This window comes from Stenotrophomonas sp. YJH_SMC_19, assembly GCF_059367915.1.
In genome coordinates, this window is the sequence record NZ_JCAFRI010000026.1 from 18,523 (window position 1) to 36,215 (window position 17,693).

Sequence of the window (17,693 nt, forward strand, 5' to 3'; positions counted from 1 at the left end):
AGATGCCAGCGCGCCTTCGGGCGCATCCTATGGACGACGACCCTTATCCCCCAGCGCCGCGCCGGACCCCGTTCCTGAGCGCCTGCCGCCATCGCAAGCACCCGCCCTCCCTGCCACCAACCGGGGACGACGCCCGTGTTTGAAATGATCCTGATTGTCTTTGCGCTTGTTCTGCTGAACGGCTTCTTCGCCATGTCCGAGATGTCGGTCATGACCTCGCGCAAGAGCCGCCTGAAGCAGATGGCCGCCACCTCCAAGCGCGCGGCCAAGGCGCTGGAGCTGTCCGAGAAGCCGGAGAGCTTCCTGTCCACCGTGCAGATCGGCATCACCGTGATCGGCGTGCTGACCGGCTACCTCGGCGGTGAAGCGCTGGGCGAAGCCTTCGCCGGCTGGATCCAGGGCCTGATGCCGGGCTTCGCCTATGCCGGCAACATCGGTACCGCGCTGGCGGTCAGCCTGATCACCTTCATCACGCTGATCTTCGGCGAACTGGTGCCCAAGCGCCTGGCGCTGACCCGTTCGGAGGCCATTGCCGGCCTGGTCGCGATGCCGATGAGCTGGCTGGCCAAGCTCGCCCTGCCCTTCGTCTGGCTGCTGTCCAGAACCACCCAGCTGGTGCTGCGCCTGTTCGGCCTGGGCAAGGATGAAGTCGCCTCGGTGACCGAAGAAGAGATCCGCATGCTGGTCGCCGAAAGCCACGAGGCCGGCGTGATCGATGCCCACGAGCGCGACATGATGAACCGCGTCATGCGCCTGGGCGACCGCACCGCCGACAGCCTGATGACCCCGCGCAACCGCATCGCGTGGCTGGATACCCAGGCCGGGCTGGAGCGCAACCTGGAAATCATGGCCGAACACGAGTTCTCCCGGTACCCGGTGTACCGCGACAACGACATGGACGTGGTCGGCGTGCTCGAACTGAAATCGCTGGCCACGCGCATGGCGCGCGGTGACAACGCGCTGTTCCAGACCCTGCGCGAACCCCTGTACGTCTCCGAATCGACCCACGCGATGAAGCTGCTGGAAATCTTCCGCGAGGAACAGCAGTCGATGGCACTGGTGGTGGACGAGTACGGCGAGATCCAGGGCCTGGTGACCATCAGCGACCTGATGGGCGCGGTGGTCGGCCGCCTGCAGGCGGTGGAGAACGCCGACGAGGACGCGCTGGTGGTGACCCGCGAAGACGGCTCGCTGCTGGTGGACGGCTCGCTGCCGATCGAAGACGTGCGCGAACTGATCGGCAGCAACGACCTGCCCGACGCCGAGGACGGCGACTACTACACGCTGGCCGGCATGTGCATCCATTACTTCGGCCGCATTCCGCACGCAGGCGAGTACTTCGACTGGGCGGGCTGGCGCTTCGAAGTGGTTGACCTGGATGGTGCGCGCGTGGACAAGCTGCTGCTGCGCACGTTGTCCGACGAGCAGGCCGATGAGCTCACCGCCTGAGCCCGGCAAGGGTCCGGGCGACGAGCGCCCGGCCTACCGTAACGAGGGCATCCGTACCCTGCTGGAGATGTTCGCCTCTGGCGATCCCGCCGAGCACATGCCGCTGGGCCAGATCCTCGGCAACCTGCAGCAGAGCGCGTTCGGCGTGTTCCTGTTCGTGGCGATCCTGCCGTCGTTCATCCCGATCCCGGGCATGGGCGGCGCGGTCAGCGGCCCACTGGTGGTCCTGATCGGCCTGCAGATGCTGTTCTGCCTGCGCCGGCCCTGGCTGCCCGGCTTCATCGCCCGCCGCGGGCCGAAGCGCGGCACCATGCATCGTTTCCTGGACCGCATCGACCGACCGCTGCGGCGCCTGGACAAGATGCTGAAACCCCGCCTGCCGCAACTGCTGACACCGCTGATGGCGCACGCCTTCACCGGCCTGCTGCTGGTGCTGCTGGGCCTGCTGCTGTCGTTGCCGATTCCCTTCACCAATTTCCTGTTCGGCTTCCAGCTGCTGCTGTTCTCGCTGGCGCTGCTGGAACGCGATGGCGCGCTGATGCTGTTCAACTGGATCGCCGCCGTGGCAGCGATCGCCTTCTTCGGTTTCAGTTCGGGGCAGCTGGTGGGTTATACGGTGGAGCTGTTCCACCGCTGGTTCTGATCCGGAATCCGGTAGAGCCGGCCGCTGGCCGGCTGCCACGTTTCCAGGTTTGCCGGCCAGCGGCCGGCACTACCAATACCGGACATCGGTCATCACCGAAGATCGATGAAACCGTTGTCGGCCAGCGCCGCCGGTTCGTCCTGCACCGCCGACAGCACGAACGTCAACGCCTTGCCCAGCAGCGTGCCCGGACCGTCCCAGTACTCGGCACTGTCGGCGCGCACATGGATCAGGCGAAGGTTGGGGTCATCCTTGCCACCGGGGAAGAACAGCTTCATCGCCGGTGACCACAGCTCCTCGATCTTCGCGCGATCATCGACCACGCGTGCCCGCCCCGCCACCGACACATAGGTGTTCTTCGAGGGCGAGGCATACGCCACGTTGACCCGCGGGTCGAGCGCGATCTCGGCCACCTTGGGGCTGTCGCCGGTGATCACGAACCACAGGTCACCGTCGAAGGCGACCTGCTGGGTGGCCAACGGCCGGCTGTAGAGGCGGCCATCGACGCCGGTGGTGGTGAACATCGCCACCTCCACGTCCTTGATCAGTTCGGCCAGCTGGGCGATGTGTTCGGCACGGGTGTCGGCCATGTGGGGGCTCCTTCGATATGAGCCCCCATCAGACGCGGTTCGGCCGCAATGGGCCGTGACGCAATTGTTCAGCCCGCGTGGCGGGCGTGCCAGGCCTGCATGGTGAGTTCGAACGACCGCAGGCGCGCGCGGTGGTCGTACAGGTTGGCGGTGAGCATCAGCTCGTCGGGCTTGTGCCGTTCGACGAACGCGGCAATGCCCTCCGCCACCTGCTGCGGATCGCCCAGCACGGTGCAGGCCAGCGCCCGCTCCACGCCCAGTTTTTCGTGCGGCTCCCAGAAGGACTCGATGTCGTCGATCGGTGCCGGAATCTTGCCCGGTCGGCCGCGACGCAGGTTCACGAAACTCTGCTGCTGGCTGGTGAACAGGCGCCGCGATTCGGTTTCGCTGTCGCTGGCAACGACGTTCAGGGCCAGCATCGCGTGCGGCTGCTTCAGCGTGGCCGAGGGGCGGAACTCGCGGCGGTACACGGCAAGGGCTTCATCCATCGCGTCGGGTGCGAAGTGCGAGGCGAACGCATACGGCAGGCCCATCGAGGCGGCCATGCGCGCACCGAACAGGCTCGAACCGAGGATCCAGGTCGGCACCCGCAGGCCGCCACCCGGAACCGCCTGCACCGCCTGCCCGGGTTGTACCGGCTCGAAGTAATGCAGCAGCTCGCGCACGTCCTGCGGGAACTGGTCGGCGCTGTCGAAGTAGCGGCGCAGCGCACGCGCGGTCGGCTGGTCGGTACCGGGTGCACGGCCCAGGCCGAGGTCGATGCGGTCCGGATACAGCGAAGCCAGCGTGCCGAACTGCTCGGCCACCTGCAGCGGGGCATGGTTGGGCAGCATGATGCCGCCGGCACCGACGCGGATGCGCTTTGTGCCACCCGCCACGTGGCCGATCAGCACGGCGGTGGCCGCGCTGGCGATGCCCGGCATGTTGTGGTGTTCGGCCAACCAGTAGCGGCGGTAGCCCAGCGCATCGGCGTGCTGGGCCAGTTCCAGCATGTTGGCGAAAGCGGCGGTGGTGTCACTGCCCTCGCAGACCGGGGCCAGGTCAAGGATCGACAACGGGATCATCAGGCGTTTTTCCGTCACAGGATCCCCCATGCATGGGGTCGGCCAGGCGCCGCGGCCAGTGACGGTGGCGGGATGCTGATTCCCGTGTGGCGGGTTCAGGGCTGACCGGGCCGATCCGGGGTGCCCTGATGCGCGCCAAGCGCGATTGGTAGTGCCGGCCGCTGGCCGGCATACAGGTAGATGGCTTCGCAGCCGGCCAGCGGCCGGCTCTACCGCGGAAGCGTCAGAACGCGCTGGGGCGCGGCTCCGGCAGCGGCTGGTCGACCATCGGCTTCAGCTCGGCATCCAGCGCTACGCGCTCATCGAACACGAAGCAGCGGCCTTCGTAGCCTTCGCCGCCCACCTCCTCGAAGTAGCCGAGGATGCCACCGTCCAGCTGCAGCACGTTGTCCATGCCGTCGTTGACCATCCACAGCGCCGCCTTCTCGCAGCGGATGCCGCCTGTGCAGAAACTGACCACGGTGCTGTCTTTCAGCGCCTCGCGGTGCGGCGCCAGCGCCTCGGGCAGGTCGGTGAACTTGTGAATCGGCAGCACCAGCGCATCCTTGAAGGTGCCGTACTCCACTTCCTGCAGGTTGCGGGTATCGAGCATCACCACCGGCTTGCCGGCGTCGTCATGCCCCTGCCGCAACCAGCGCTGCAGCGTGGCCGGATCGACCGCCGGCGCGCGCGGATAGTCCAGCGGCTGACCGTCGTCACGGCGGAAGCTGATGATCTCATCCTTCACCTTGGCCTTCAGCCGCGCGAACGGCTGATGTTCACTGAAGCTGGTCTTGACCCGCATATCGGCAAACCGCGCGTCAGAACGCAGCGCCGCGTAGAAACCCTCGACCGCCTCCGGCGCACCCGCCAGGAACAGGTTCAGCCCCTCCCCCGCCACCAGGATCGTGCCCCGCAACTTCGCCGCCTCGGCACGCGCCAGCAACTGGTCGCACAGACCCTGGGGAGCGTCGATGACGGCGAAATGGTAAGCGGCGGTATTGGCGATCATCCTGCCATTTTAGCGCCTCCCGCCCCTCCGGGCAGATTCAGGGGTCAGAGCCCTCTGCGCAGCAGAGGGACCCGACCCCAAGCCCGGCAAACAACCGGAATCTGTCATGGGTGGGGCGGTGTGGGCAGGCGGGGGCGCAGAGCGCCATGGATGGCGCTCTACGAGGCACGCAGGAGCAGCTTTTGCCGTCCCCCGCCTGTCCACACCGCCCCGCCCTCCCACTGAAGCCCGGCTTTTGACGTTGCCGTTGCCGTTGCGTCTGCGGGTGCCGGGTGCAACCCGGCCAGAAGCCCCATTACCCCCGCAACAGCACGAACGGCAGCAATACCAGCGCCGCCGCACCGGCCATCCCCAGCAGCACCAGCACCACGTAGACCGGCCGCCGCCGGAACAGGCTGCCGAAGGTCTCCGCCGTGCCATCTCGCAATGCCTGCTCACGCTCGGCACGGATGCGCGGCCCGCGTTCGGCCTGGTATTCCACCATCAGCGCCTTCGCACGTGGATGATCGGCGTCCTCGCGCAGCCACAGGCCACCATTGGAGATGCCCCAGGGGCTGGGTTCGGTGCGATACCAGGCGATGCCGTGCTGGTCGAGCAGCGTGCAGACATCGGCATATTCGTCGTCGCCGACATTGCGCAGATTGAGCAGGAGTTTTGCCATGCCCCCATGATACCCGGCGCCGATGCGCTACCCTTGCCGCCCTCGCCCTGCGCCCTTCCGGAGACGCCCGATGCGCCGCCTGCTGCTTCCCCTGCTGCTGTCCCTCGCCGCCGCTGGCTGCACAACCGAACCGTCCGGCCCACCGCCCGGCGGCACCCTGACCACCTTCGAGCGCATCGATACCGTGCCCGGCACCGGTACCGAAGCCGTTGCCGGCAGCAAGGTCACCGTGCACTACACCGGCTGGATCTACGACAACCGCACCGAAACCAAGCACGGCAAGACCTTCGACAGCTCCTTCAAGCACGGCGAACCGTTCACCTTCGCGCTCGGCGCCGGCCAGGTCATCCGCGGCTGGGATGAGGGCGTGGCCGGCATGAAGGTCGGTGGCAAGCGCACCCTGATGATCCCGCCGGATTACGGCTATGGCGACCGCCGGGTTGGCCCGATTCCGGCCGGTTCGTCGCTGGTGTTCGATGTCGAGCTGCTCGATGTCAAACCGTAATGCCGCACCGCTTCCGCGGGTCGCCGTCATCGGCGGCGGCCCGGCCGGCCTGTTCGCCGCCGAGCGCCTGCGCGCCGCCGGTCTGGAGGTGGACCTGTACGAGGCCAAGGGTTCGCCCGGCCGCAAGTTCCTGATCGCCGGCAAGGGCGGGCTCAACCTCACCCATTCCGATCCGCGTCCGCTGTTCGACAGCCGCTACCGCGAGCGGTCCACGACCGTGGGCCGCTGGCTGGATGGCTTCGATGCGCAGGCATTGCGCGACTGGGCCGGCGGTTTTGGCGTGGAGACCTATGTGGGCAGCTCCGGCCGCGTGTTCCCGGTCGACCGCAAGGCCGCGCCGCTGCTGCGTGGCTGGGTGCGCCGGCTGAAGGAACAGGGCGTGCGCCTGCATGCCAACCACCGTTGGATCGGCTGGAGCAACGACGGCGCGCTGCGCTTCGCCACCGAAGCCGGCGAGATCGATGTCCACGCCGATGCCACCGTGTTGGCGATGGGCGGCGGCAGCTGGCCGCAGCTGGGCAGCGACGGCGCCTGGGTTGCACCGCTGCAGGCCCGTGGCGTGGACATCACGCCACTGCAGTCAGCCAACTGCGGCTTCGACGTGGACTGGACCCCGTTCTTCGCCCAGCGCAATGCCGGTGCACCGCTGAAGCCGGTGGTCGCGCACTGGATCGACCTGGCCGGACAGCCACAGTCGCTGCAGGGCGAATGCGTGGCCAGCGAGTACGGCATCGAAGGCAGCCTGATCTATGCGTTGGCGGCGGACCTGCGCGAGACCATCAACCGCGATGGCCACGCGATGCTGTGGCTGGATCTGGTGCCGGGCCGCGACGAGGCGCGCCTGCTGGCCGATCTGTCACGCCCGCGCAAGGGCCGCAGCTTCGGCGAGCACCTGCGTCGCCAGGCGGGCCTTGATGCGGTGAAGGCCGCACTGGTGTTCGAGATTCTGGGTAAGGAAGCCGGCAACGATCTGCCTGCCGTGGCGGCTACGCTCAAGCGCCTGCCGCTGCGCCTGCTGCGTCCCCGGCCGATGGCCGAGGTGATCAGCACCGCCGGCGGCGTGCGCCTGGATGCGGTGGATGATGGCCTGATGCTGCGGGCCGTGCCCGGCGTGTTCTGCGCCGGCGAGATGCTGGACTGGGAGGCGCCAACAGGTGGCTACCTGTTGACCGCGTGCTACGCCAGTGGCCTGCGCGCCGCCGAGGGCGTGATCGGGTGGCTGGCCGGGCGGTGACGCCTGCATTGTAGAGTCGAGCCATCCTCGACTGCCTTACAGTCCCCGGGCGCTCACCATGGCCTGCGCATGCTCACCGAAGCCAGCGCCACGCCGCTGGGATGCGGGTAGACCTCTTCGCGCACGCTGATGAATCCCTGCCGTTGGTAGAACGGCACCGCGTTGAGCGAGGCCGACAGCACCACCTCACGCTCACGATCGGCCATTGCCAGCAGGCGCTGCATCAGCGCCTGGCCAATTCCCTGGCCGCCACGATCAGGATCAACGAACAACGCGTCGACTTCATTGGCATCGGCATCGAACACACCGAAGCCAAGAAGGCCGCCCTGCCCATCCTCGGCCACCACGCAGCCGCCCTGCCCCAGCAACCGCGCGTACTGCGACGGCGGCGGCGAGGCCGACCAGGGCGCAATCACTTCGGGCGGATAATGGCTGCTGCAGGTCTCGCGCACGCAACGCGTGCGCAACGCCCACAGCGTGGCGACATCATCCGTGGTGCCGGTCCGGAACCGCATGGCATCTCCTTGCAGCGTCGAGCCATGCTCGACTGTTCTTCGTTCCAACATCGCGATGAGAGAAGCAGCCGAGCATGGGCTCGGCCCTTGCCTAGGCGAGGGCGACACGGTATCTACAGCAACACGTTATCGCGACTTGCTGGCCCGCAGCGCCTGGATCTTCGGCGGCGGCTGGAAGGAATCGCTGCGCGCATCGGCCCAGAACGCATGGAACACGGCGTGGTCCGGCACCTTGTGCAGCAGCTCGCCCGGTTCAAGGTAGCGGTACAGCGAGGCCAGCGAACGGATCTCAACAGGCGAAACCCGACGCAGGATATGCTCCGGGCCCAGTTCCGCCGGGTCGTTCAGGCCCGCGGCACACAGCAGTTCCTTCAAGGCATGCAGCGTGTGCTCGTGGTAGCTGTACACACGGGTGGCCTTGTCCGGTGCATCCAGATGCTTCCAGCGCGCCGGGTCCTGGGTCGCGATGCCGGTGGGGCACTTGTCGGTATGGCAACTCAACGACTGGATGCAGCCCAGCGCAAACATGAAGCCGCGGCCGGCATTGCACCAGTCGGCACCCAGCGCGATGGTGCGCGCGATGTCGAACGCACTGGTGATCTTGCCGGCTGCACCGATGCGGATGCGCTCGCGCAGATCGAGGCCGACCAGGGTGTTGTGCACCAGCAGCAGCGCTTCGTGCATCGGCACGCCGACATGGTCGACGAACTCGGCCGGCGCCGCGCCGGTGCCCCCTTCGGCACCGTCCACCACGATGAAATCCGGCAGCAACCCGGTTTCCTGCATCGCCTTGGCAATGCCGAACCACTCCCACGGGTGGCCGATCGCCAGCTTGAAACCGACCGGCTTGCCACCGGACAGCTCGCGCAGGCGGGCGACGAACTGCAGCAGCTCGACCGGTGTCGAGAACGCCGAGTGACGCGACGGCGACACGCAGTCCACGCCCATCGGCACGCCCCGGGTCACCGAGATCTCGGCAGTCACCTTCGGCGCTGGCAGCACGCCGCCATGACCCGGCTTGGCACCCTGCGACAGCTTGATCTCGATCATCCTGACCTGGTCATGGGTGGCATTAGCAACGAAGCGTTCCTCGCTGAAACCACCCTTTTCGTCGCGGCAACCGAAGTAGCCCGAGCCGATTTCCCAGACCAGATCGCCGCCCATCTCACGGTGATAGGGCGAGATCGAACCTTCGCCGGTGTCGTGGTAGAAACCACCACGCCGTGCGCCTTCGTTCAGTGCGCGGATGGCATTGGCCGACAGTGAACCGAAGCTCATCGCCGAGATGTTGAACACGCTGGCCGAATAGGGCTTGGCACAGTTCGGACCGACCAGCACGCGGAAGTCATGCTTGGCGATGGCGGTCGGCGCCAGTGAATGGTTGATCCATTCGTAGTCCACCGCATAGGTGCTGCGCAGGGTGCCGAACGGTACCGTGTCCATCTCGTTCTTGGCGCGCTGGTAGATCAGTGCACGTTGCTGGCGCGAGAACGGCACGTCCTCCAGGTCACTCTGCACGAAGTACTGGCGGATCTCCGGGCCGATCGATTCCAGCCCGTAGCGGAAGTGCGCCATCACCGGATAGTTGCGGCGCAGCGTGCTGCGCTTCTGCAGCAGGTCCCAGGTCCCCAATGCCACCATCGCGGCAGTCAGGCCGACGCCCCAGTACCAGGCCGGCCAGATCGTGGCCAGCCACAGGCATATCGGGAACATCAGGATGGCGAGCAGGTAGACGATGTACCGGTGCATGGCTTTCCTCGGTTGCAACTGTTCCCGAGTCTACCGCGCCGCTCGCTGCCAAGGCTTACAAACGATCGTCAACCACGTTGCGCGGCCAGGCCGATTTGACGTCGTAGACCAGGCCGCCTGGCGCCAGCAGCGCCCGGATTGCGTCTTCATCCATTGCCTTGAAACGGGCGTGGGCCACCGCCAGCACCACCGCGTCATAGCGCCCTGCCCCGGGTTCGGCCAGCCAATCCAGGCCCTCGCCGGTCAATGCCGCCGGGCCGACCCACGGGTCGCTCACCTCCACCTGCGCACCCGCATCGCGCAGGCGCTGGGCCAGTTCCAGCGCGCGGCTGTTGCGCAGGTCGGGGCAATCCTCCTTGAAGGTCACGCCCAGCACCAGGATGCGTGCCTCCGCCGGTGCACGGCCACGCTCGGCCAGCATCGCCAGCACGCGCGCCGCCACGTGCTCGCCGACGCGGTTGTTGACCTGCCGCGCGGTGTGGATCAGGTCCGGGTGGTAGCCCACGCTTTCGGACTTGTGCAGCAGATAGTACGGATCGACGCCGATGCAGTGACCGCCAACCAGGCCTGGCCGGAACGGCAGGAAATTCCACTTGCTGCCGGCGGCGTCCAGTACGTCCTGGGTATCAATGCCGAGCCGGTCGAAGATCAGCGCCAGCTCGTTGACCAGCGCGATGTTGACGTCGCGCTGGATGTTCTCGACCACCTTGGCTGCTTCGGCCACGCGCATCGACGGCGCCGGGAACGTACCGGCGTCGATGATGCGCTGGTAGAGACCATCGATCACCGCAGCGACTTCCGGGGTCGAACCAGACGTGATCTTGCGGATGTCGGCCAGGCGCCGCTGGCGGTCACCGGGACTGACCCGTTCCGGGCTGTAGCCGCAATAGAAGTCTTCGTTGAAGCCCAGGCCCGAACCCTGTTCCAGCAGCGGCACGCACACTTCCTCGGTGGTGCCGGGGTACACCGTGGACTCGTAGATCACCAGATCGCCGGCGCGAAGATGACTGGCAATCAGCCGTGTCGCCGAACGCAGGGGCTCCAGGTCGGGCTGCTCGTATGCATCGATCGGGGTCGGCACGGTGACGATATAGACGTTGCAGGCATCGAGCAGCGAAGGATCGCTGCCGTACTGCAGATGCGTGGCTTCGGCCAGCTCGTCGGCCTCCATCTCCAGCGTGTGATCGCGGCCACCGCGCAGCTCCGCGATGCGGCCGGCATCGATGTCAAAGCCCAGTGTCGGCCAGTGCCGGCCAAACGCCACCGCCAATGGCAGGCCGACGTAACCCAGGCCGATCACGGCGAAACGCGGCGTCACCGCCGCCGCAACGGGCACGCTCATCGGCATATCCCGTGCACCGGGTGAAACCGGATGCGTGCCGCCATGGCTTGGGCCAACCCACTCATTCGCTGTACCACTCCGGAAAACCCGCACCAGAAAGGCTACAGCCTACCGGCCCCGATACCCCGCCGCCAAGGCGGGCTCAGGAACCCAGCGCGACCGCGGCGGGTTCCAGCTCGCCGTCGGCACCGGTCCAGGCCTGCAGCAGGCGCTCGAAACCACCGCTGCCAAGCAGGAAACCCGGCCACGCCGCGTCAACGATCTGGGTCAGCAGGTCCGCATCGATCCGCCGCGTACCCATCGACCAGCGCGGGAACGCACGCTGCACCACCGGCGCGCGGCACAACAGCCTCATCTGCGCGTGGCTGCGTGCATTGAAGATGCGCTGGAACACCGAATCGATGCCATCTTCGGGGCCTTCCAGATATTGCAGGAAGCGGCTGCCGTCGAACATCAGGACACCGGTGACACCGGCTACACGATTGAATGCCGTGGCGTCGGCCAGCAGGCGATCAAGATCGGTTGTCCGCAGATCGGCGCGGGCCTCACTGGCATAGGCAATCGCGTGCAGCGACATCGGGTGGCTCCCCCCCTGGGAACGGTGGCTGGGACTATGACATGAACAGGGATAACAGTTAAGCACGTCGCTCACGCGCAATCCGGCTGCAGCGACACGGGTAGGCTACAATCGGCGCCGCGCTGCAGGCCCGGATGGCGAAACTGGTAGACGCATCGGACTTAAAATCCGCCGGGGGCAACCCCATGCCGGTTCGATTCCGGCTCCGGGCACCACACGCACGCAGCACATCCCGCTTTCAGATCGCCCGCGAGTAACGTGGCTGCGCATGTGCGGCACGCAGATACGGGTCGAAGCACATTGCCAGCAACCGCAGCAACGGTCGCCCGGGTTCGCTCGCACGCACCACGCCATCGCGGTATTCGGCCAGGCCATCCTCCTGCAGCCGCTGTACCGAACGCAGGTCCTCGGCGAAGTACTGCTGGAAATCCACGCCGTGGCGCTGCCCCAGCACCGCACCATCCACCTCGCCCTGGCACATCAGCTGCTGGATCAGCTCCGCGCGCAACTGGTCGTCGGCACTCAGCGCGACACCGCGCCAGACCGGCAACTGCCCCTGGTCCACCGCGTCCTCCCAGGACGCCAGGTCACGTGGATTCTGGCTGTAGGTGGCGCCGATATGGCTGATCGCACTTACGCCCAGGCCGAGCAGATCGGTATCGGCGTGGGTGGTGTAACCCATGAAGTTGCGATGCAGCTGGCCGGCACGCTGCGCGCGTGACAGATCCTCTTCCGGCAATGCGAAATGATCCATGCCGATGTACTGGTAGCCAGCCGCAGAGAGCTTCTCCACCGCCAGGCCCAGCAGCGCCAGCTTGTCTTCCGGCGACGGCAACCGGCTTTCGTCGATCTGCTTCTGCGCCCGGAAAAGATGCGGCAGGTGCGCATAGCCATACACCGCCAGGCGGTCCGGGCGCAGCGCCAGCACCCGTTCGAGGGTGCGGCCGAATCCTTCCAGGCTCTGCCCGGGCAGGCCGTAGATCAGGTCGACGTTGACCGAACGCATGCCGCTGTCGCGGCAGGCGCGCAGGATGTCCAGTGTCTGCTGCACGCCCTGTATGCGGTTGATCGATTCCTGCACCTGCGGGTCGAAATCCTGCACGCCCAGGCTGGCCCGGTTGAAGCCCAGGCGCGCCAGCATGGCGACGTCACGGGTGTCGATGAAGCGTGGATCGAGTTCGATCGAGAAATCGCGCTGCGGTGAATCGCTGAAATCGAAGCGCCGGCGCAACCCTTCCACCAGTGTGGTCATCGCCTCGGCATCGAGGAAGTTCGGCGTACCACCGCCCAGATGCAGCTGGATGACCTCGCGACCGTCCTCGAACTGTGGTGCCAGCAGATCGGCCTCGGCCAGCACGCGCGACACATAGCTGTGGCCACGGCCGCGATCGCGGGTGATCACCCGGTTGCAGCCGCAGTAGAAGCACGGGCTGGAACAGAACGGCACATGCACATACAGCGACAGCGCGCGGGCCAGCTGGTTGCTGTCGGCGATCGCCTGGCGCAGCGCCGGCGCGTCGAACCCATCATGGAAATTCGGCGCGGTCGGGTACGAGGTGTAGCGCGGGCCCGGCCGGTCGTGCCGGCGCAGAAGGTCGGGGTCGAAGGTCCAGGCCAGGCCACCAGCGGCGGGAGAGAACGTGTCCATGGCGCCAGCATCGCGCCGGGCGGCCTGCGCCGCCTTGACCCAGATCAATCCTTGGCGGGCATCGCCAGCACCGGCAGGCCGACCTGCGGCCATCGCAGCATCTGGTAGCGCTTCCAGAAGGTGTCACCGATGCGCGCGGCCACGTCGTTGGCCAGCTCCTGCATCGGCGGGTTGTTGCATTCGGCGGTGGTGATCCGGAACAGCACCAGCCAGCGGTCGAACAGATCCTTGTCCAGCTCGATGGCCATGTGCTTGGACATCGGCGAACCCTTGAAGCGCCGGGTGCCGCGCAGCATCGCCGACCAGAAGTCGACCAGTTGGGCCAGATGCTCCGGCCAGTCGTGGACGTGGGCCTCGAACACCGGCCCCAATCGCTCCTCCCCGCGCACGCGGGCGTAGAAGTCGTGGACCAGGCGGGTCACTTCCTGCTCGGTGCACAGCTCGGGCGAGGCGACAGGAAGGACAGGCGGCGTTGCGTTCATCGGGGTACCCAAAGCGTGCCGGCAGTGTGCCGCAGCCGGCCGGCACCACCGTTGATCCAGATCAATGTCGGCGCAGTCCGCTGCACCTAGGCTGGCACGCTTGCAGGAAGCATGCCCTGCGGATGCCGCGCCAACCCAGGCGAGTATACGCGCCGCCCACTTTTCGATCCGGGACAGCATGAACAGACCCTCTCCCAACCGTCGCCAGCAGTTGATCCAGCAATGGGGCGCGATCCTCTGGCCCAGCTTCATCGCTGCCGGCCTGGCCAGCGTGGTGTTCTTCGCCTTCGTCGACCCGCTGCGGTTGCAGGCCATCAGTTTCCCGGGCACGCAGATCAGCCGTGAAATGGGCTACACGGCAGGCTTCTTCATGTTCTGGACGGTGACGGCGCTGTCCAGCGCGATCACCTGGTACCTGCAGCGACCGATGCCCAGCGGCGACGACGACGAGTTGCCGCTGGGATGAGTACGACCTGCACACCGAGACCACGGCACTGGCGCGGCACGCTCAGCGCCGCCTTGCTGGTGCTGTTCTACGCATTGCCATGGCTGCACTGGGACGGCCGCCAGGCCTTGCTGCTGGATATCAACGCCCGCCGCTTCGATCTGTTCGGCTGGACGCTGTGGCCGGGAGACGTCGGGGTGCTGGTCGGCCTGCTGGCGGTGCTCGCGGTGGGGCTGGCACTGCTCACCCACCTCGCCGGGCGCATCTGGTGCGGCCACGCCTGCCCGCAGACACTGTGGCGCCGTGCCTTCGACTGGATCGCCGACGGCATGGCCCGCACGCTTCCGGCACGCGTTGCGCGCGCGGCCACACAGCTGGCCTGGGGGCTGCTCTCGCTGTGGACCGGCATCACCTTCGTGGGCCTGTTCAGTCCGATCGCCGAGCTGGTGATCGCAGCGCCGCGTGCCGGCTGGAGCGGCTGGGAAACGTTCTGGGTGCTGTTCTATGCCGCCGCCACCTGGGCAAACGCCGGCTTCCTGCGCGAGCAGGTCTGCCGTTCGCTGTGCCCGTTCGCACGCATGCAGCCGCTGCTGACCGATCCACATACGCCGCGCATGCTGTACGACGCCCGCCGCGGCGAGCCACGTGGGCCTCGCCCATCCGGCCTGGGCGGCGTGCTGGGCCGCGGCCGCGGCCTGCTCGACCCGACCACTGCACAGGACTACGTGTTCCGCGCCGCGCATCCGCTGCTGGCCGGACCGATGCCGACCTTCAGCGCCGACCGTCTTGGCGACTGCACCGATTGCGCGGCCTGCATCAGCGCCTGCCCGATGCAGCTGGACATCCGCCAGGGGCCGCAGGCCGACTGCCTGGCCTGCGGCGCCTGTCTGGAGGCCTGCGCACAGCAACAGCACCGGGCCGGGTTCGGTCCGGGGCTGGTGCGCTACTGCAGTCCGCAGGCGATGGCCGGACAACCGAAGCGCTGGTGGCGCCCCCGGACCCTGGCCCTGCTGTCTTTGCTGCTGGCGCTGCTTGCCTGCGGCGCCTGGCGCCTGCTCTGAATCAACGCGGCCCGTCGGCGTGCGGTGGTACCAGCTGCGCGCGTCGGACAATGCCCAGCTGCTCGATGATCAGCGCCATTTCGTTGGTGAACTCGGTACGCTCGGTCCCCTGCGGGACGAGCCGGTCCAGCACCTGCTGGTAGGTATCCCAGAACGCCGGACCGCATCCGTGTTTGTGATAGCTGGCTTCCAGTTCGCGGCGTACCCGTTCAGCCAAGCCATGCATGCCGTATTCCATACGACCTCCGTTGGACTTGTTCTGCATCGTTGACGGTCTACCGACTCACTTGCGTGCTACTGAAAGACTCCCAGGCTTCACGCCCGGTTGATCCAAATTAGTCACAGATTTCACGACAGGTCAATTACATGCAGCGACTTTCGCGATTGAAATTATTAATCGTTCACGAAACCACATACGGGACCCCGCCCCTCCCGGATGGGGTGAAGGCGACAACGCGCCCCAGCCACCTGTCCGGCAGCCGGTAGGCGTCGACAATAGGTACTGCCAAAACGATCAGTTTTTCCTATTTTGCTAAGTGTACTTAACAGAATGCGCTTAGCACGCTAAATGCGACAAAAGGCGGCGTAATTCAGGCGGATTCGACTTCGGCGGCGCCCGTTGCGGGGAACAGGTTCGGGTAACGCTGATGCAGGATGTACTGCCGCAGAGCGGGGATCGGGAAGTCTTTCGGCCATTGCGATACTGCGGAACGGCTGATGCCGAAGAAGCGCGCCAGCTCCGCATCGGTCTGGAACCCCAGCCGCGTGCGCACCTGCCGCTTGTTCCAGAATTCGGTCATGGTCTGCCCTTTTGTTAACCAGACTTATTCTTGCGGCAAGGATTCTTCGCATTCCACGCGTTAAGCTGGCTTGCATAGATGAATACTCTCGGCCAACGACTCGCCGCCGCCATGAAGAAAGCCGGGCACCCCCGCCCGGCCGATCTGGCCCGCGCCGCCAAATCCACCACGGCAACCATCAGCAACTGGCTCAACGACCATGTCAGTGCGTCCCATGTGAAAGCCGAGCAGCTGTTCCGCATCGCCGATGCGGCCAAGCTGGACGCACGCGAGCTGCTGTATGGAGTGAACGGGCGCGGCGTCGGGGAGCCGGGTAACGCCTACATTCCCAGCCAGGCCCACCTTGACGTCTGGCAGGACGCCTACGAGCTGGTCAGTCACCTGGTGGCCGAGAATGGCCTGGAAATCGACCACCGCCGCCACGCGGCGCTGGACCTGCTCGCGTTCGAACTGCTGATGGATGGCTTCAGCCGCAGCAAGGTGGCCCGCGTGCTGACGACCTCGATGACGTGAATGCACCGCCGCTGGTAGCATGGACCGCGATGGGGATGGGGCTCCCCCGATAACCGCCTGAGAAGGCTGATGGCTCCTGCCAGGACGAACCCGGTGTTCGTCGACGGCAGGTCTTGCCTGCCCTCGGCGTTCGCCATTGACCCTGCGAACCCGCATTCGAGGCACGCCATGCAAGCATTGAACAACTATTTCCTGGTCTTCGTCGGCGGCGGCATCGGTGCCTGCCTGCGCCACGCCTGCAACCTGATCGGCGCCCGAGTGGCCGTCGGCAGCCCCTGGCCGTGGTCGACCTTCCTGATCAACATCAGTGGCGCCCTGCTGATGGGCGTGGTGGTCGAGGTCTTCGCGATGCGCAATGGTGCCTCGCCGCAGCTTCGCCTGTTGCTCGCCACCGGCATCCTTGGTGGCTACACCACGTTCTCTACCTATGCGCTGGAGATCGGCCTGCTGCTGCAGCGCGGGCAGCACGGACTGGCCGCGCTGTATGCCGGTGGCTCGGTGGCGCTGGGCCTGGCCGGCCTGTTCGGTGGCATGAAGCTGGCCCGGCTGGTGCTGGGCTGAGGCTCAGGCCGCGCCAGCACGCGCCTGTCCGCGCCATTCGCGTGGTGACTGCCCCGTGTGCGCCTTGAACGCGCGCGAGAGTGCCGCCTCGCTGCCATAGCCCACCTCGTCGGCAATCCGCTTCAGCGGCCGGCCCTGGCGCAGCGCCTGCTGTGCCAACCCGACCCGCCAGCCTTGCAGGTACTGGCCCGGGGTGGTCCCCATCGCTTCGCGGAAGCTGGCGGCGAACACGCTGCGTGACATGCCGGCCACCTCGGCCAGATCCTCCAGCGTCCACCCCTGCGCCGGGGCTTCGTGCATCGCCACCAGCGCCAGCCGCAATCGCGGGTGGCCAAGCCCAGCGAACAGACCGCCGCGCGCCCGCAACGCTGCTCGAACGCTTCTTCGAACAACAACTCCAGCGCTGCGTTGCCGCCATACAGCCCAGCCAGCGGCAGGCAGATGAAATCCGGCAACGCGGCGCTGATCGGATTGAGCCGGCCGCCTTCGAAATGCAGGTTCGCGCAGGCCATGTCGGCGCCCTGCTGTGGGTCGGTACTGAAGCGGTGCGGCATCGGCCGCGGATACAGCAGCAGGCTGGGCACATCCACCTGTACGGTCTGCTGGGCATGACTGACCTGCAGCGGGCCACGTCGCACCAGGTGCAGCTGCCCGGCTTCATCCTCACCCTCCAGCGTGTTGATGCCGCACAGCGCACCGGCATGGAACACCGAGGCGGTGACCGCGAAGCGTTCAAGCAGAATGGCGAGACGGTCGACCATGACGGGACTCCGGGTCAAGCGAGACAAGCTCAATGTGACAGATCGTATCGGAATCGGCACTGGAAAGGACGGCACTGGCCGCATGATCTGGCGGGCGCTATA

At 66.6% G+C, this 17,693-nt stretch carries 20 protein-coding genes, 1 tRNA gene, 1 pseudogene and 1 riboswitch; of the genes and pseudogenes, 9 read left to right on the forward strand and 13 right to left on the reverse strand.

Annotated features, from left to right (window positions below; genetic code table 11):
* Nucleotides 1-144: 144 nt before the first annotated feature.
* A complete protein-coding gene (locus AC5P5R_RS19625) occupies nt 145-1,449 on the forward strand; it encodes a hemolysin family protein (protein ID WP_032966609.1) in 1,305 nt (434 codons plus the stop codon).
* Nucleotides 1,433-2,092: an exopolysaccharide biosynthesis protein gene (locus AC5P5R_RS19630; RefSeq protein ID WP_059033938.1), complete on the forward strand. Its 660-nt coding sequence runs from the start codon at nt 1,433-1,435 to the stop codon at nt 2,090-2,092. The genes AC5P5R_RS19625 and AC5P5R_RS19630 overlap by 17 nt, the downstream gene beginning before the upstream one ends.
* A gap of 92 nt (nt 2,093-2,184) precedes the next feature.
* Here AC5P5R_RS19630 and AC5P5R_RS19635 read toward each other — a convergent pair whose 3' ends face one another.
* The 4 genes from AC5P5R_RS19635 to AC5P5R_RS19650 form a co-directional block, all read right to left on the reverse strand.
* The gene (locus tag AC5P5R_RS19635) at nt 2,185-2,682 is read right to left on the reverse strand and encodes a pyridoxamine 5'-phosphate oxidase family protein (protein WP_005412916.1); all 498 of its coding nucleotides are present in this window, start codon (nt 2,680-2,682) and stop codon (nt 2,185-2,187) included.
* 68 nt (nt 2,683-2,750) lie between these two features.
* The gene (locus AC5P5R_RS19640) at nt 2,751-3,746 is read right to left on the reverse strand and encodes an LLM class flavin-dependent oxidoreductase (protein WP_049449161.1); all 996 of its coding nucleotides are present in this window, start codon (nt 3,744-3,746) and stop codon (nt 2,751-2,753) included.
* 223 nt (nt 3,747-3,969) lie between these two features.
* On the reverse strand, nt 3,970-4,737 hold the full coding sequence (locus tag AC5P5R_RS19645) for a sulfurtransferase (protein WP_100438066.1): 768 nt from the start codon (nt 4,735-4,737) through the stop codon (nt 3,970-3,972).
* Between the two features lie 295 nt (nt 4,738-5,032).
* Complete coding sequence (locus AC5P5R_RS19650) at nt 5,033-5,398, reverse strand: DUF6164 family protein (RefSeq protein WP_100438065.1); 366 nt, start codon at nt 5,396-5,398, stop codon at nt 5,033-5,035.
* Between the two features lie 70 nt (nt 5,399-5,468).
* Here AC5P5R_RS19650 and AC5P5R_RS19655 point away from each other — a divergent pair, with 70 nt between their 5' ends.
* Together AC5P5R_RS19655 and AC5P5R_RS19660 are read left to right on the forward strand one after the other, a co-directional pair.
* Nucleotides 5,469-5,903 carry an FKBP-type peptidyl-prolyl cis-trans isomerase gene (locus AC5P5R_RS19655; protein ID WP_005408986.1) on the forward strand — a complete coding sequence of 145 codons (435 nt, stop codon included), beginning with the start codon at nt 5,469-5,471 and terminating at the stop codon, nt 5,901-5,903.
* Nucleotides 5,890-7,137: a TIGR03862 family flavoprotein gene (locus AC5P5R_RS19660; RefSeq protein WP_100438064.1), complete on the forward strand. Its 1,248-nt coding sequence runs from the start codon at nt 5,890-5,892 to the stop codon at nt 7,135-7,137. The genes AC5P5R_RS19655 and AC5P5R_RS19660 overlap by 14 nt, the downstream gene beginning before the upstream one ends.
* Before the next feature lie 53 nt (nt 7,138-7,190).
* Here the strand turns inward: AC5P5R_RS19660 and AC5P5R_RS19665 are convergent, their stop codons facing one another.
* From AC5P5R_RS19665 to AC5P5R_RS19680, 4 genes are all read right to left on the reverse strand, one after another.
* Nucleotides 7,191-7,652: a GNAT family N-acetyltransferase gene (locus AC5P5R_RS19665; RefSeq protein ID WP_044569785.1), complete on the reverse strand. Its 462-nt coding sequence runs from the start codon at nt 7,650-7,652 to the stop codon at nt 7,191-7,193.
* A 126-nt stretch (nt 7,653-7,778) separates the two neighbouring features.
* Complete coding sequence (locus AC5P5R_RS19670; protein WP_005408983.1) at nt 7,779-9,401, reverse strand: FMN-binding glutamate synthase family protein; 1,623 nt, start codon at nt 9,399-9,401, stop codon at nt 7,779-7,781.
* Between the two features lie 55 nt (nt 9,402-9,456).
* Nucleotides 9,457-10,743: a nucleotide sugar dehydrogenase gene (locus tag AC5P5R_RS19675; RefSeq protein WP_005408982.1), complete on the reverse strand. Its 1,287-nt coding sequence runs from the start codon at nt 10,741-10,743 to the stop codon at nt 9,457-9,459.
* Nucleotides 10,744-10,885: 142 nt separating this feature from the next.
* Complete coding sequence (locus tag AC5P5R_RS19680) at nt 10,886-11,320, reverse strand: BLUF domain-containing protein (RefSeq protein ID WP_005408981.1); 435 nt, start codon at nt 11,318-11,320, stop codon at nt 10,886-10,888.
* A gap of 128 nt (nt 11,321-11,448) precedes the next feature.
* Between AC5P5R_RS19680 and AC5P5R_RS19685 the strand changes: the two genes are divergently transcribed.
* Nucleotides 11,449-11,535: transfer RNA gene (locus tag AC5P5R_RS19685), tRNA-Leu, on the forward strand.
* Between the two features lie 23 nt (nt 11,536-11,558).
* Here the strand turns inward: AC5P5R_RS19685 and hemN are convergent.
* Together hemN and AC5P5R_RS19695 are read right to left on the reverse strand one after the other, a co-directional pair.
* Nucleotides 11,559-12,968, reverse strand: a complete 1,410-nt coding sequence (gene hemN / locus AC5P5R_RS19690) for an oxygen-independent coproporphyrinogen III oxidase (RefSeq protein ID WP_100438069.1) — start codon at nt 12,966-12,968, stop codon at nt 11,559-11,561.
* 44 nt (nt 12,969-13,012) lie between these two features.
* Entirely contained in the window at nt 13,013-13,450 is a 438-nt protein-coding gene (locus tag AC5P5R_RS19695; protein WP_049459683.1) for a group III truncated hemoglobin, read from the reverse strand.
* Nucleotides 13,451-13,628: 178 nt separating this feature from the next.
* Here AC5P5R_RS19695 and AC5P5R_RS19700 point away from each other — a divergent pair, with 178 nt between their 5' ends.
* Both AC5P5R_RS19700 and AC5P5R_RS19705 read left to right on the forward strand, forming a co-directional pair.
* Entirely contained in the window at nt 13,629-13,916 is a 288-nt protein-coding gene (locus AC5P5R_RS19700; protein WP_005408925.1) for a hypothetical protein, read from the forward strand.
* A complete protein-coding gene (locus AC5P5R_RS19705; RefSeq protein ID WP_088436360.1) occupies nt 13,913-14,956 on the forward strand; it encodes a 4Fe-4S dicluster domain-containing protein in 1,044 nt (347 codons plus the stop codon). Before AC5P5R_RS19700 ends, AC5P5R_RS19705 begins: the two co-directional genes overlap by 4 nt.
* 1 nt (nt 14,957) lies before the next feature.
* Here AC5P5R_RS19705 and AC5P5R_RS19710 read toward each other — a convergent pair whose 3' ends face one another.
* Nucleotides 14,958-15,194 (reverse strand): hypothetical protein, encoded by a 237-nt coding sequence (locus AC5P5R_RS19710; RefSeq protein WP_005408923.1) that lies wholly within the window; start codon nt 15,192-15,194, stop codon nt 14,958-14,960.
* 352 nt (nt 15,195-15,546) lie between these two features.
* Nucleotides 15,547-15,756, reverse strand: a complete 210-nt coding sequence (locus AC5P5R_RS19715; protein ID WP_005408922.1) for a helix-turn-helix domain-containing protein — start codon at nt 15,754-15,756, stop codon at nt 15,547-15,549.
* A gap of 111 nt (nt 15,757-15,867) precedes the next feature.
* On the opposite strand from AC5P5R_RS19715, the gene AC5P5R_RS19720 reads away from it, so the two are divergent.
* Together AC5P5R_RS19720 and crcB are read left to right on the forward strand one after the other, a co-directional pair.
* Nucleotides 15,868-16,269, forward strand: coding sequence for a transcriptional regulator (locus AC5P5R_RS19720; RefSeq protein WP_005408921.1), 402 nt, complete (start codon nt 15,868-15,870; stop codon nt 16,267-16,269).
* A gap of 22 nt (nt 16,270-16,291) precedes the next feature.
* Nucleotides 16,292-16,355, forward strand: a riboswitch (Fluoride riboswitch).
* An 82-nt stretch (nt 16,356-16,437) separates the two neighbouring features.
* Nucleotides 16,438-16,830, forward strand: a complete 393-nt coding sequence (gene crcB, locus AC5P5R_RS19725) for a fluoride efflux transporter CrcB (RefSeq protein ID WP_005412844.1) — start codon at nt 16,438-16,440, stop codon at nt 16,828-16,830.
* A gap of 3 nt (nt 16,831-16,833) precedes the next feature.
* Here crcB and AC5P5R_RS19730 read toward each other — a convergent pair.
* Nucleotides 16,834-17,591 (reverse strand): annotated as a pseudogene (locus AC5P5R_RS19730) (helix-turn-helix domain-containing protein).
* Nucleotides 17,592-17,693 lie beyond the last annotated feature (102 nt).

Coding starts and splice junctions, on each gene's coding strand:
- crcB (WP_005412844.1), top strand. CDS start 16,438: ATGCAAGCATTGAACAACTATTTCCTGGTCTTCGTCGGCGGCGGCATC.
- AC5P5R_RS19650 (WP_100438065.1), bottom strand. CDS start 5,398: ATGGCAAAACTCCTGCTCAATCTGCGCAATGTCGGCGACGACGAATAT.
- AC5P5R_RS19720 (WP_005408921.1), top strand. CDS start 15,868: ATGAAGAAAGCCGGGCACCCCCGCCCGGCCGATCTGGCCCGCGCCGCC.
- AC5P5R_RS19665 (WP_044569785.1), bottom strand. CDS start 7,652: ATGCGGTTCCGGACCGGCACCACGGATGATGTCGCCACGCTGTGGGCG.
- AC5P5R_RS19700 (WP_005408925.1), top strand. CDS start 13,629: ATGAACAGACCCTCTCCCAACCGTCGCCAGCAGTTGATCCAGCAATGG.
- AC5P5R_RS19715 (WP_005408922.1), bottom strand. CDS start 15,756: ATGACCGAATTCTGGAACAAGCGGCAGGTGCGCACGCGGCTGGGGTTC.
- AC5P5R_RS19625 (WP_032966609.1), top strand. CDS start 145: ATGATCCTGATTGTCTTTGCGCTTGTTCTGCTGAACGGCTTCTTCGCC.
- AC5P5R_RS19675 (WP_005408982.1), bottom strand. CDS start 10,743: ATGAGCGTGCCCGTTGCGGCGGCGGTGACGCCGCGTTTCGCCGTGATC.
- AC5P5R_RS19680 (WP_005408981.1), bottom strand. CDS start 11,320: ATGTCGCTGCACGCGATTGCCTATGCCAGTGAGGCCCGCGCCGATCTG.
- AC5P5R_RS19640 (WP_049449161.1), bottom strand. CDS start 3,746: ATGATCCCGTTGTCGATCCTTGACCTGGCCCCGGTCTGCGAGGGCAGT.
- AC5P5R_RS19630 (WP_059033938.1), top strand. CDS start 1,433: ATGAGCTCACCGCCTGAGCCCGGCAAGGGTCCGGGCGACGAGCGCCCG.
- AC5P5R_RS19655 (WP_005408986.1), top strand. CDS start 5,469: ATGCGCCGCCTGCTGCTTCCCCTGCTGCTGTCCCTCGCCGCCGCTGGC.
- AC5P5R_RS19705 (WP_088436360.1), top strand. CDS start 13,913: ATGAGTACGACCTGCACACCGAGACCACGGCACTGGCGCGGCACGCTC.
- AC5P5R_RS19710 (WP_005408923.1), bottom strand. CDS start 15,194: ATGGAATACGGCATGCATGGCTTGGCTGAACGGGTACGCCGCGAACTG.
- hemN (WP_100438069.1), bottom strand. CDS start 12,968: ATGGACACGTTCTCTCCCGCCGCTGGTGGCCTGGCCTGGACCTTCGAC.
- AC5P5R_RS19660 (WP_100438064.1), top strand. CDS start 5,890: ATGTCAAACCGTAATGCCGCACCGCTTCCGCGGGTCGCCGTCATCGGC.
- AC5P5R_RS19645 (WP_100438066.1), bottom strand. CDS start 4,737: ATGATCGCCAATACCGCCGCTTACCATTTCGCCGTCATCGACGCTCCC.
- AC5P5R_RS19695 (WP_049459683.1), bottom strand. CDS start 13,450: ATGAACGCAACGCCGCCTGTCCTTCCTGTCGCCTCGCCCGAGCTGTGC.
- AC5P5R_RS19635 (WP_005412916.1), bottom strand. CDS start 2,682: ATGGCCGACACCCGTGCCGAACACATCGCCCAGCTGGCCGAACTGATC.
- AC5P5R_RS19670 (WP_005408983.1), bottom strand. CDS start 9,401: ATGCACCGGTACATCGTCTACCTGCTCGCCATCCTGATGTTCCCGATA.